Genomic DNA, 11,933 nt, shown 5'->3' with positions numbered 1-11,933 from the left:
GCCATCATGCGCGGCTGGGGTACTGAACGTAGCGTTGGCCTGCATGAACCGCGGGTCAACGAACACCACCTGGAGTCCACGGGCTTGCCGGCAGACAGTCGTCTGCGGCTGCTCAGCTTCAATATTCAGGTGGGCAACAGTACCGAGAAGTATCGGCACTACCTCACCCGTGGCTGGCAGCATCTGCTGCCGCACAAAGGGCGTACCGGTAATCTGCAGAAAATCGGCGACCTGCTCAACGACTTCGATCTGGTCGCCTTGCAGGAAGCCGACGGCGGCAGCATGCGCTCCGGTTATGTCAATCAGGTGGAGCATCTCGCCCATCTCGGTGCTTTCCCTTATTGGTATCAGCAACTCAACCGCAACCTCGGGCGCCTGGCACAGCACAGCAATGGCGTGCTCAGCCGCTTGAAGCCGACAGCCATCGAAGATCACCCGTTGCCCGGCCCAAAAGGGCGCGGCGCGATTCTTGTGCGTTTCGGCGAAGGCCCGGAAGCCTTGGTGGTGGTGATGATGCACCTGGCGCTTGGAGCGCGTACACGCAACCTCCAGTTGGCCTACGTGCGTGATCTGATCGGCAACTACAAACACCAGGTGCTGATGGGTGACATGAACACCCATGCCACCGACCTGTTGCAGAATTCCCCGTTGCGCGACCTCGGGTTACTGGCGCCGCAAGTCGAAGCCACGTTTCCCAGCTGGCGCCCGCAACGCTGTCTCGACCATATCCTGCTCAGCCCCAGCCTTACACTGGAAAGTGTGCAGGTGCTGGCGCAGCCCATTTCCGATCACCTGCCCGTCGCGGTAGAGATTCGTCTGCCGGGTTCGCTCACGGCTGATGCATTACCCGCGTTGAGCCCAGGCCCACGCGGACCCCTTGCATGAGCGACGACGCCCAGCGCTGGAAAGAGAAATACCTTAAAAGCGTTGAGCAGCAAGATAAGCTCGAACGCCGCTGGGCTGCCCGCCTCGACCTGTTGCGCCGAGGCCTGGTGCGCAGCACGCTGGCGGCGGAAGGCACCGACCGTGCGGTTGATCAATGCATGAAAGAAATGCGCGATGTGGTGCGTACCGACGACATGGACGCTGCCCTCGCCGCCTTGCTGCCACGCCTGGAAAAAGCCGTGCTCGACTCGGAGCAGCGCCGCGAAACCCGGGTCGACCAGATCAGCACTGCGCTGACTGCCTTAGTTGCGCAGTTGCAGAAACTGCCTCTGCCGCGTGAAGTCGCCCGCCCGCTGAAAACCTTCGCCAAACAGCTTGAGGGCCGAGTCGGCCAGGCGCGTGAGATCCCGCTGCTGCTCAGCGAATTGAGCAGCCTGCAAGGGCAGGCGCTAAATAACCTGGAGCCTGAAGGCGAAGCTGCGCGCCCTGGACCAGGCCTGCTGCAACGCCTGTTTGGTGCAAAGGATGTGTCGAATGAGGCGTCGGTGGTTGAATCTGCCCCGCTCTATGCACCGCAACCGCCGGCGTCGAAACCTGCTGCTGCCAAAGCCGCGCCCGAGCCACTGGAGCCCGTGCAATCCGAAGAGCTGACCCAAGCCTTGCGCGCTTTTGCGCCATTGCCGGTAACGCCGGCCGCCGCGCAGCCTGAACCCGCTGAGCCGGTCAAAGTGGCTGAAGTCGCCCGCGAAGCCTTTGCCTTTGAGGCACCGGCGCCGGAGCAAGCCCCCGTCGGGCCTGACGAAGTCTCTGAGCCAGAGATGCCCGAGCCAGCACTAGAGGAAGCCGCGCCCGAAAGCGCCCTTGCTGCATTTATCGAAGAGCCGCAGGTTGAGGTCGACACGCCAGATCAAACGCTCATAGGCAGCCTGTCGCTTCCGCCCGTGCTGGAACCCTGCGAGCCCGATCCCGATGCGCTGCAACCGGACGGCACCTACGCCCTGCCCGACTCCCCCGAGCCGTCCTACAGCTCGGTCGCCAAGCATATCGAAGACACCTTGCTTGGCTTGCTGGAGGATCTGTCCTTACCCGAGCGCCACCGGCCCCAGGCCGAAGCCATGCGCGAGCGCTTGGCCCACGGCTTGAACTGGTACGAATTGCTGCCGATCCTCGATGACCTGGCGGTGCTGATGCTGGCGATTACCGACAGTGGCCAGCATGAGTTCGAGGCCTACCTCAAGCAGCTTAATGAACGCCTCGAAGCCTTCCAGGGCCATCTGCAGGTGGCCAGTGAGGGGCACGCCGACAGCCGCTCGGCCGCACGGGAGCTGGATACGCAGATCCGTGAACAGGTCGACGGCCTGCAAAGCAGCGTGCAGGAAGCTGCTGACCTGGACAGCCTCAAGCATGTGCTGGAAAGCCACCTTGAAGGCTTGCTCGGCACCATGGACGAACACCGGCAGCAGCGTGACCAGCGCGAGCAGGAAGTCGCGGCGCGGCTCAAAAGCCTGGCCGAGCGGGTGGCGAACATGGAGCAGGAAGCCCAAGGTTATCGCGAGCATTTGGAAGTGCAGCGCCAGAAGGCCTTGATCGACCCGCTCACCGGCCTGCCCAACCGTGCGGCCTGGAGCGAGCGCCTGGATCATGAAGTGAATAGCTGGCATCAGCGCGGCAACAGCCTGTCACTGGCCATGCTCGACCTGGACCACTTTAAGCGCATCAACGATGGCTACGGCCACTTGGCCGGCGACAAGGTGCTGAAGATCATCGCCAATGTGTTGCGCAAGCGCCTGCGCTCCGGCGATTTTATCGCGCGATTTGGGGGTGAAGAGTTTGTATTGTTGATGCCTGACTCAGGTTTGGCAGATGCTTTGGACGTGGGTGAGGTGCTGCGTTCGGCCATCGAGGCATGCCCGTTCCACTTCAAAGGCGAGCCGGTGACCATCACGGTGTCCATGGGCGTGGCGCAGTTCCAGCCGGGAGAACGCAGTGACCTGGCGCTAAAGCGTGCCGATGAGGCGTTGTATCGGGCCAAGGCCGCTGGACGCAACCGGGTGCAGGCGGCGTAAAAGATGTTCCATTTTGTGATTTGACCGTCGAGCCCCGAACCATCCGTTACACTGTTGCATTATCGTCTTCTGCGTACTGTCTTCCGCCATGAAATCCTTTTGCATTGCCTTTGTGCTTCTTTTGCTCGCCGGCTGCGCCAGCGGCCCGCGGCTGAACACCAGCCACCCTTCTTTGAACCACGACAACCGCGTGCAGTTCGTCATTGTCCATTACACCTCCGCCAGCCTTGAACGCTCCCTGGCGCTGCTCACGCACGGCCAGGTCAGCAGCCATTACCTCATTGGCGATGACGCTTCAGGCACCATCTACAAGCTGGTAGACGAGAGCCAGCGCGCCTGGCACGCCGGTGAAAGCGAATGGGCGGGCCGCACCTGGCTCAACTCCAGCTCCATTGGTATCGAGATCGTGAACCCAGGTTATACAGACGCGCCGACCGGCCGCCTGTGGTACCCGTACTCCGAGGCCCAGGTGCAGTCGTTGGTGGTGTTGCTCAAGGACATCAGCAAGCGCAACGGCATCGACCCCAAAAACATTATCGGCCATAGCGACATTGCGCCATTGCGCAAGCTCGACCCAGGCCCGTTGTTCCCGTGGAAGCGCCTGGCGGCTGAAGGTTTGGGCGTGTGGCCGGATGCACAGGCGGTGGCTCGGTTCCAGCAACAGTATGCCGTTAGCCTGCCGAGTATTACGTGGTTCCAGGAAGAACTGGCGCGCCTGGGCTACCAGACGCCGCAGACGGGTGAGCTGGATGTGGCCACGCGCCATGTGATCGCGGCGTTCCAGATGCACTTCCGGCCATCACGGTTCGACGGCACGCCGGATGCGGAAAGTGCAGCGATCCTGAGCGCATTGAACCGCCGCTAAAGGTGTAACCCCATACAAATGTGGGAGCGGGCTTGCCCGCGATGACGGAGTGTCAGTCAACAAAGTTTTGGCTGAACCACCGTAATCGCGGGCAAGCCCGCTCCCACATTTTTTTGTATCCAGGCTACAACGGCAGTGCCATATAGAACTGCGTACCCTGCCCCGGCCGCGAATACACGCCCATGCGACCGCCGTGCAACTGTACGATCTCCTTGCACAACGCCAGCCCCAGGCCAGCGCCGCCTTTCTTGCGGCCTACTTGTACGAAAGGTTCAAAGATGCGCCCCTGTTGGCCATAGGCAATACCCTCGCCGTTATCTTCAACGCTGATAATCACCCGTTCGCCGTGGCGGCGCGCCTGCAAGCGAATCTGGCCACCATTGGCCGTATGTCGCAAAGCATTGCCTAGAAGGTTATCGAGTACACGCTCGAGTTGAACCTGGTCGGCGTACAGCCTGGGCAATTCCGATTGAGCTTCCACCAGCAGTTCGATGTGTTGTGCGTTCGCGGGCTCCGTGAACCGGGCTCGTGCGTGCTCGAGCAAATCAGTGACATCGCATGGCCCGAGCGTGAGTTTTTGCAGGCCGTTCTGGTAGCGCGAGAAGTTGAGCAGGTCGTTGATCAACTGCATCAGGCGCTGCATTTCTTCATTGACCGTATCCAGCAGGTCGGCCTCACGGGACTCGGCGGGAAACTTCGCCCGTTCGCGAAACAGCCCGAAGGCCATGTGCATGCCCGTCACCGGCGTGCGTAATTCGTGGGAGGCGCGCAATACGAACTCGCTGCGCACACGTTCGAACGCGCGTTGTTCGGTGACGTCATGCAGCACCATCACCGCACCTAGAATATGCCCTTGGGTATGGCTGACCGGCGTCAGGCTGTAGGTCAGCAGGCGCAGTTCGCCTTCGACTTCCACTTCCAGATCGTCCGGCGCGCGCTCCAGGTTGCCGCCGCGCAGCACCAGTTGCAGCTGCTCATCCATTTCAGGGCGACCCAAGGCTTCACCCAAGCCTTGGCCGAGGCGCTCTTCGTCCCAGCCCAACTGGCGCTGTGCCACGGGGTTAAGGTGTTCCAGACGGCCTTGGCGGTCAATCATCAGCAAGCCGTCGTCGATGCTGTCGAGCACTGCTTGCAGGCGTTGCTGGCCGGCCAGCAATTCATCGATATTGGTCGCCTGATGCTGACGCAGTGCTTCGGCCATGATGCCGAAACGACGGGTCAGCTGATTCATTTCTGCCGCCGATGAGATCGGCAGCGTCACTTCGAAATCGCCTTGCCCGATCTTGTCGGCGGCCTTGGCCAAGGCTTCAATTGGCCCGCCAAAGCGCCGTGCGATGCCATGGGCGGTGACGAAGCCGATGATCAACACCGCCAGGCCGACCAGCCCCAGCAAGCCGGCGATTAACAAGGCGCGATTGCGCGACTTGTGCTCGCTGTCGTTGATATTTTCCAGGGCGCCTTTGTGTTCAGCGATCAGTCCGTTACGCAGTGCATTGAAGGTTTCGGTGAGTTTTTCGTTTTTATTGTTGGCCAGTGAGCTTTGCTGAGCTTCGTCAAACGCCTTGAGGAAATTCAGGTAGTCGATGCGTGCCTGGCTGAAACCACTGGTTCTGCCGTCCTGCTGCTCATGGGCGATGCCCTGGTCCAGCAGGGCAAAATAGTTCTGCTTGGACGTCTGCAGGGCAGCGGGGTCGGGCTGCTCCTCCAGCATCAGGATCAACTGGTCGCCCAAGGTCTGGCGCAGCTTGAGGCCCAGGTCCAGGGTGATAAAGTTGCTGCGGATCAGCGACTCCTGGCTCTTGGCCATTTGCATGACGCTGACCAGTCCCAGGACCAGTCCCAACAGGGCGACGGTTATCAGCGCTGAGATACTCAGAAACAACCGAGTGCGCAGTTTCATCGCAAGCTTCATAAGGTACAGCTCACAGGTTGTACTGTTTACGTTTGCGGTACAGGGTCGACGCGTCGATGCCCAGCGTGCGGGCCGCTTGATCCAAGGTGTCGCTGGTAGCGAGAACGGCGCCGATATGGGCTTTCTCCAGTTCGTCCAGGCTCAGTGCTGCGCCAATACGCGGGGCATTGTTGGTCGGCTGTTCGGCCATTCCGAGGTGGCTGATTTCAACCTTTTCCTGCGGGCAAATGATGCTGGCCCGCTCCACCACGTTACGCAGTTCGCGGATATTGCCCGGCCAGCGGTAGTTAAGTAGCGCTTCACGGGCGGCATCGCTGAAACCGCGTGCAGGTCGGGCATACTCCTTGACGAAGCGCGCCAGGAAACGGTCGGCCAGAGTCAGGATGTCTTCACTGCGCTCGCGCAGGGGCGGCAGGTGCAGGGTGATGACGTTGAGGCGGTAGAGCAAGTCTTCCCGGAAACGGCCGTCGCGCACCATGTCTTCCAGGTTCAGGTTGGTGGCCGCGAGGATGCGCACATCAGCACGTCGAGTGACCGGGTCGCCTACGCGCTCATATTCCTTGTCTTGAATGAATCGCAGCAGTTTTGGCTGCAACGTCAGGGGAAAGTCGCCGATCTCGTCGAGAAACAGCGTGCCGCCGTCGGCTTGGTTAACGCGGCCCAGCGTGCTCTCACTGGCGCCGGTAAACGCGCCACGGCTATGGCCGAACAACTCGCTTTCCATTAGCTCGGCTGTCAGTGACGGACAGTTAATGGTCACGCAGGATTTTTTCGAGCGTTTGCTCCACCCGTGAATGGCCCGGGCCAGCTCGCCTTTACCGGTGCCGGACTCACCGAGGATCAAAATATTGGCATCGGTGCCAGCCACCTGACGCGCAGTTTCCAGTACCACCATCATCGCCGGGCTGTGGGAATCGAGGCCGTCCTTGGGTTGGCGCACTGCGCCTTCCAGTGCTTCCAGGCGTGCGGAGAGCTGGCGCACTTCCAACTGCTTGGCGGTGGCCAGGCGCAGTTGATCGGGGCTGCACGGCTTGACCAGGTAGTCGGCGGCGCCGGCCTGGATCGCGTCAACGGCGGTGTCTACAGCCGAATGCGCGGTCACAATCACCACGCGCATCCATGGCGCCTGGATGCGCATCTGGGCCAACACATCCAGGCCATTGTCTTCACCCAGGCGCAGGTCCAGGAAGCACAGATCGAATACCTGACGCTGCATCAAGGCATCGGCTTGGGCGGCGCTGTTGGCAGTGGCTACGCTGTAGCCTTCATCTTCCAGGCAGTAACGGAAGGTGCGGAGGATCGCGGATTCGTCATCCACTAAAAGAATGCGGCCTTGAAGTTCCTTGGCTGATTCCATCTGTCCCGCGCTCCTTAACTATAAATGATGGTGTTTAGTCCCGGATTAATCGGGCAAGTTGCATGGTTTATTCTGATTCATAAAAGGCATCTTCGCGCAGGTATCTTCACGTTCCCCTACAAAGGCGCCGATTGATGGCGTTTTCTTGCCTTCTTGCCAATTCGGCAACGCCCGCGGTTGTTTCGATCCATTGACCCGACCACTGACCATCGTGCATTTCGCACGGCCTGCAAAGGGGCATCGTGCAGGATGCTGTTCGATACTGTATTGGTGTATCTATAACTAATTGATTTTATTGGGTTTTATTTTGTAAAAAAACTGGCATGCACTCTGCAATAGCTCTCCCAACGAATAATCAAAATGCGGGAGAAATGCAGCATGACTCGCCAAAGCCTCAGCCAACTACGTGTATCGCCACTGCGCTTGCAGCAAGGTCTGTTCGCCAGCCTGGCTTTGATGGTCACGTTGATTGCCGGCCAGCAGATGCAGCATTGGCAGCAAAGTCAGCAGCAAACCGCGCAATTCGAACGTCCGTCGATGACCCAAACCCATTTCCGTTCCGTTGGCAGCGCCAGCGCTACTACTGAAGTAACCGCCCCGCAATTGAGAGTGGCAGGCCAGGATTCAACCCTGGGTGAATTGCCAACCCAAGAGCGCTGGGTGTTCTAAGCAAGAAAAGGTCGCTTGTGTTGAGCGGCTGCACGGCACTACCGCTGTTACCCCTATAAAAGCGTAAGGAGAATCACCATGTTGAGTTGGGCAATCACATTTCTGATCATCGCCATTGTGGCTGCAGTCCTGGGCTTCGGTGGTATCGCGGGCACCGCCACGGGTATCGCAAAAATTCTGTTTGTGGTCTTCCTGGTGATGTTCATCGCTTCGTTCTTCTTTGGTCGTCGCGGCCGAGGCTGAATATGACCATTTTGTCCTTTAAAACCATGGCTGCCGCCCTGCTCTTGGGCGGCAGCGGGCTGGTGATGGCCGCCAATGACGGCCAATCCCGAGCCAACGAATTGCTTAGTGCGGATAAGCAGTACCGCGAAACCTGGCAAAGCGTGGTGAAGAAAGAACAGCGCTTGCCGGAATGGGTGATGAACCTGTCCGGTACGGCCGAGCAAATGAATGCCGTTGAAGAAGATGGCGACAAGTATTTGGTGGGGCCGCTCTGTGAGACTGCAGATACGTGCCTGAACAAGCGCCTGATCGTTGCCTTTAGCCTCGACAAGGAAGATGCCTACGCCATGTTGGTGGAAGTCCCGGCCGGTTTGCCGGCGGACAAATCCCCGACACGGCACGCCGATTACCGTTTTATCGGTAAGCCGAACGAAGGCATGCAAAAGCTGCTGATGGAGCAGCTTAAGAAAGATCCGAATTGGTACTAGGTTCCGTCTGATGCGTCTGTCGTCTGCGGAGCCGGCGTCCATAGAAAGAAGCCCCTCGCTTCTTTCTGTCTGCATCGCCCGCCAAGGGTGATGCATGACCAGGGGGCCGGGTTGCTCTGATCAATCGAGATCGGCGTGACCTACGGGTACAGGGAGTGCCTGCGCAAGGGCCGGGTCAGGTGAAAAGCTGCGACGCAAGTTCACAAGCCCTCACGCTTGCTGAACTTGCGACGGGCTTGTCACTCTCATGCTCCGCTTCTTATACGGCTCATAGCCGACAATTTCTCTTTTGCGCGCGCCTAACCATTACTTGGTGTTTCGTGGCGACCATCTATCGAGAAAATTTTGGCTGCGCCATAGGACATTTCTGGCGCCAGGTCAGTGAATTCCCAGGCATTTTCGCCAACCTGTATAAGTCGTCCAACATCTCTGAGCGAGCCGGTATTGGCCGGTTAACGGCATATTCACGGGCTTTAATGGCGGATTTGAACTGACCGTTCGGACAGCTAATTTCAAAAAAAGTCATGCCGATTCGGCATAGGGTAGGCGTTTACGGCATTAGACGTCGAACCCTTGCATGGGAATAGTTGCGCCTTTTTTCGCCTGCCAGTAAGCCATTTCGGCCATGCTGCGGTGACCTTCCATGGAGGCAAATGCGCACACTTTTTCGCTTCCGAGCGTTGCGAGTGGCGCATTTGCCTTAAGTCCACTTGAAGTAAGGGTAATGACATGAAGAAGGCAAAGCTAAGCCTCGCCTGGCAGATCCTCATCGGTTTGGTACTGGGGATCGCAATCGGTGCAGTGCTCAACCATTTCAGTGCTGAAAAAGCCTGGTGGATCAGCAATGTGTTGCAGCCAGCGGGCGATATCTTTATCCGCCTGATCAAGATGATCGTGATCCCGATTGTGATTTCCTCGCTGATTGTTGGCATCGCCGGCGTAGGGGATGCGAAGAAGCTGGGGCGGATCGGCGTCAAAACCATTCTTTACTTCGAAGTGGTCACCACCATCGCCATTGTGGTCGGCCTGTTGCTTGCCAACCTGTTCCACCCGGGCGCTGGCATCGACATGAGTACCCTGGGTACCGTCGATATTTCCAAATACACCGCCACCGCCGCCGAAGTGCAGCATGAGCATGCGTTCATCGAAACCATCCTCAACCTGATCCCATCGAATATTTTCGCTGCCGTTGCCCGTGGTGACATGCTGCCGATCATCTTCTTCTCGGTGCTGTTCGGCCTGGGCTTGTCGAGCCTCAAGCCTGAGCTGCGCGAACCGCTGGTGACCATGTTCCAGGGCGTGTCCGAGAGCATGTTCAAAGTGACCCACATGATCATGAAGTACGCCCCAATCGGTGTATTTGCCTTGATCGCGGTAACCGTCGCCAACTTCGGTTTCGCCTCCTTGCTGCCGCTGGCCAAGCTGGTGATCCTGGTTTACGTCGCCATCCTGTTCTTCGCCTTTGCGGTACTGGGCCTGATCGCCCGCCTGTTCGGCTTCTCGATTCTCAAGCTGATGCGCATCTTCAAGGATGAGTTGGTACTGGCCTACTCCACCGCCAGCTCCGAAACCGTGTTGCCGCGTGTGATCGAGAAGATGGAAGCCTACGGTGCGCCGAAGGCCATCTGCAGCTTCGTAGTGCCAACTGGCTACTCGTTCAACCTCGACGGTTCGACCCTGTACCAGAGTATCGCGGCCATCTTTATCGCCCAGCTGTATGGCATCGACCTGTCGATTGGCCAGCAACTGATGCTGGTACTGACCCTGATGGTCACCTCCAAAGGTATCGCCGGCGTGCCGGGTGTGTCCTTCGTGGTGCTGCTGGCGACTCTGGGCAGCGTGGGCATTCCGCTGGAAGGCCTGGCCTTCATCGCCGGCGTCGACCGAGTGATGGACATGGCGCGTACCGCACTTAATGTGATTGGCAACGCCCTGGCCGTTCTGGTCATCTCCCGTTGGGAAGGCATGTACGACGATGCCAAGGGCGAGCGCTACTGGAACTCGCTGCCGCACTGGCGCAGCAAAGAAGCCGTGCCGACCGCACAAGCTACCCGCGGCTGATCGCACCGCTGCTTTGAAACAAACCCCGGAAAATTCCGGGGTTTGTCGTTTCTGCCAGCCCCGCTATCATTCGCCCCATCTTTCGGGGGATTCAACTGATGCTCAATGGCCTGTGGCTTGGCTTCTTTGTCGTGGCAATGGTGTCAGCACTGGCGCAATGGCTGGTTGGCGGTAATGCCGGGATTTTTGCGGCGATGGTCGAAAGCATTTTCGCCATGGCCAAACTGTCGGTGGACGTGATGGTGCTGCTGTTCGGCACCCTGACCTTATGGCTGGGCTTTTTGCGCATCGCTGAAAAAGCGGGCATCGTCGATTGGCTGGCCAAGGCGCTCGGCCCGCTGTTTCGCCGTTTGATGCCGGAAGTGCCCGCTGGCCACCCGGCCATCGGCTTGATCACCCTCAACTTCGCCGCCAATGGCCTGGGCCTGGACAACGCCGCCACGCCGATTGGCCTGAAAGCCATGAAGGCGTTGCAGGAACTCAACCCCATCCCCAACACCGCGAGCAACGCGCAGATTCTGTTCCTGGTGCTTAACGCGTCCTCGCTGACGCTGTTGCCGGTGACGATCTTCATGTACCGCGCCCAGCAAGGCGCCGCCGACCCGACGCTGGTGTTCCTGCCGATCCTGCTGGCCACCAGCGCCTCAACGCTGGTGGGCCTGTTGTCGGTGGCTGTCATGCAGCGCCTGCGCTTGTGGGACCCGGTGGTGCTGGCGTATCTGATTCCCGGCGCGCTGATGCTGGGCGGCTTTATGGCGTTGCTGGCGACACTGTCCGCCACGGCGCTGGCGGGCCTGTCGTCGATCCTCGGCAACCTGACGCTGTTTGGCTTGATCATGCTGTTTCTGGTGATCGGTGCGTTGCGCAAGGTGAAGGTGTATGAGGCATTTGTCGAAGGTGCCAAAGAGGGCTTCGATGTTGCCAAGAACCTGCTGCCGTATCTGGTGGCGATGCTCTGCGCCGTGGGCGTATTGCGCGCCTCCGGGGCGTTGGACTTTGGCCTGGAGGGGATTCGCCATGTGGTGGCCTGGACGGGCATGGACACGCGCTTTGTCGATGCATTGCCGACGGCGATGGTCAAGCCGTTCTCCGGCAGCGCGGCGCGGGCGCTGTTGATCGAGACCATGCAGGCCAAGGGCGTGGACAGCTTCCCGGCGTTGGTCGCGGCGACGATTCAGGGCAGTACCGAGACCACCTTTTATGTGTTGGCGGTGTACTTTGGTTCGGTGGGCATCCAGCGCGCGCGGCATGCGGTTGGATGTGCGCTGCTGGCGGAGTTCGCCGGTGTGGTGGCGGCAATTTCGGTGTGCTACTGGTTTTTTGGTTAAGGCTTAGATCGCTATCGCAGGCAAGCCAGCTCCCACATTTTGATTTGTGAACACCGTCAAATGTGGGAGCTGGCTTG

Annotated in this window: 10 protein-coding genes; 8 read left to right on the top strand and 2 right to left on the bottom strand. The window is 59.3% G+C overall.

The genetic code is table 11. The annotated features are described in order from the left end of the window. The first annotated feature begins 6 nt into the window (after positions 1-6). The 3 genes from AOA62_RS26040 (at position 7) to AOA62_RS26030 (ending at position 3,816) form a co-directional block, all read left to right on the top strand. Complete coding sequence (locus tag AOA62_RS26040) at positions 7-885, top strand: endonuclease/exonuclease/phosphatase family protein (RefSeq protein ID WP_017139087.1); 879 nt, start codon at positions 7-9, stop codon at positions 883-885. Then, positions 882-2,951 (top strand): diguanylate cyclase, encoded by a 2,070-nt coding sequence (locus tag AOA62_RS26035; RefSeq protein ID WP_099550159.1) that lies wholly within the window; start codon positions 882-884, stop codon positions 2,949-2,951. The genes AOA62_RS26040 and AOA62_RS26035 overlap by 4 nt, the downstream gene beginning before the upstream one ends. 88 nt (positions 2,952-3,039) lie before the next feature. Beyond that, entirely contained in the window at positions 3,040-3,816 is a 777-nt protein-coding gene (locus AOA62_RS26030; protein WP_017139085.1) for an N-acetylmuramoyl-L-alanine amidase, read from the top strand. A gap of 124 nt (positions 3,817-3,940) precedes the next feature. On the opposite strand, the gene AOA62_RS26025 is transcribed toward AOA62_RS26030, so the two are convergent. Both AOA62_RS26025 and algB read right to left on the bottom strand, forming a co-directional pair. Next, a complete protein-coding gene (locus AOA62_RS26025; RefSeq protein ID WP_017139084.1) occupies positions 3,941-5,728 on the bottom strand; it encodes an ATP-binding protein in 1,788 nt (595 codons plus the stop codon). Between the two features lie 10 nt (positions 5,729-5,738). Continuing rightward, positions 5,739-7,085, bottom strand: a complete 1,347-nt coding sequence (algB, locus tag AOA62_RS26020; protein ID WP_017139083.1) for a sigma-54-dependent response regulator transcription factor AlgB — start codon at positions 7,083-7,085, stop codon at positions 5,739-5,741. Positions 7,086-7,463: 378 nt separating this feature from the next. Between algB and AOA62_RS26015 the strand changes: the two genes are divergently transcribed. From AOA62_RS26015 to AOA62_RS25995, 5 genes are all read left to right on the top strand, one after another. Beyond that, the gene (locus AOA62_RS26015; RefSeq protein WP_017139082.1) at positions 7,464-7,754 is read left to right on the top strand and encodes a hypothetical protein; all 291 of its coding nucleotides are present in this window, start codon (positions 7,464-7,466) and stop codon (positions 7,752-7,754) included. A 78-nt stretch (positions 7,755-7,832) separates the two neighbouring features. Continuing rightward, positions 7,833-7,997, top strand: a complete 165-nt coding sequence (locus AOA62_RS26010; protein WP_003170804.1) for a DUF1328 domain-containing protein — start codon at positions 7,833-7,835, stop codon at positions 7,995-7,997. A 2-nt stretch (positions 7,998-7,999) separates the two neighbouring features. Continuing rightward, positions 8,000-8,467, top strand: coding sequence for an inhibitor of vertebrate lysozyme family protein (locus AOA62_RS26005; RefSeq protein ID WP_017139081.1), 468 nt, complete (start codon positions 8,000-8,002; stop codon positions 8,465-8,467). A gap of 729 nt (positions 8,468-9,196) precedes the next feature. Further along, entirely contained in the window at positions 9,197-10,528 is a 1,332-nt protein-coding gene (gene gltP, locus AOA62_RS26000) for a glutamate/aspartate:proton symporter GltP (RefSeq protein ID WP_058421927.1), read from the top strand. 98 nt (positions 10,529-10,626) lie between these two features. Continuing rightward, the gene (locus tag AOA62_RS25995; protein WP_017139079.1) at positions 10,627-11,856 is read left to right on the top strand and encodes a nucleoside recognition domain-containing protein; all 1,230 of its coding nucleotides are present in this window, start codon (positions 10,627-10,629) and stop codon (positions 11,854-11,856) included. Positions 11,857-11,933: the final 77 nt, after the last annotated feature.

The sequence above is a fragment of the Pseudomonas sp. 2995-3 genome (genome assembly GCF_002742565.1).
Classification (GTDB): domain Bacteria; phylum Pseudomonadota; class Gammaproteobacteria; order Pseudomonadales; family Pseudomonadaceae; genus Aquipseudomonas; species Aquipseudomonas edaphica.
The sequence above is the reverse complement of the archived record's forward strand: the minus strand, read 5'-3'. Positions and strand labels throughout refer to the sequence as shown.

What these genes read in the sequence shown, in the direction of transcription:
- AOA62_RS26010 (WP_003170804.1), top strand. Translation starts at nt 7,833, where the DNA reads ATGTTGAGTTGGGCAATCACATTTCTGATCATCGCCATTGTGGCTGCA.
- AOA62_RS26005 (WP_017139081.1), top strand. Translation starts at nt 8,000, where the DNA reads ATGACCATTTTGTCCTTTAAAACCATGGCTGCCGCCCTGCTCTTGGGC.
- gltP (WP_058421927.1), top strand. Translation starts at nt 9,197, where the DNA reads ATGAAGAAGGCAAAGCTAAGCCTCGCCTGGCAGATCCTCATCGGTTTG.
- AOA62_RS25995 (WP_017139079.1), top strand. Translation starts at nt 10,627, where the DNA reads ATGCTCAATGGCCTGTGGCTTGGCTTCTTTGTCGTGGCAATGGTGTCA.
- AOA62_RS26025 (WP_017139084.1), bottom strand. Translation starts at nt 5,728, where the DNA reads ATGAAGCTTGCGATGAAACTGCGCACTCGGTTGTTTCTGAGTATCTCA.
- AOA62_RS26040 (WP_017139087.1), top strand. Translation starts at nt 7, where the DNA reads ATGCGCGGCTGGGGTACTGAACGTAGCGTTGGCCTGCATGAACCGCGG.
- AOA62_RS26035 (WP_099550159.1), top strand. Translation starts at nt 882, where the DNA reads ATGAGCGACGACGCCCAGCGCTGGAAAGAGAAATACCTTAAAAGCGTT.
- AOA62_RS26030 (WP_017139085.1), top strand. Translation starts at nt 3,040, where the DNA reads ATGAAATCCTTTTGCATTGCCTTTGTGCTTCTTTTGCTCGCCGGCTGC.
- algB (WP_017139083.1), bottom strand. Translation starts at nt 7,085, where the DNA reads ATGGAATCAGCCAAGGAACTTCAAGGCCGCATTCTTTTAGTGGATGAC.
- AOA62_RS26015 (WP_017139082.1), top strand. Translation starts at nt 7,464, where the DNA reads ATGACTCGCCAAAGCCTCAGCCAACTACGTGTATCGCCACTGCGCTTG.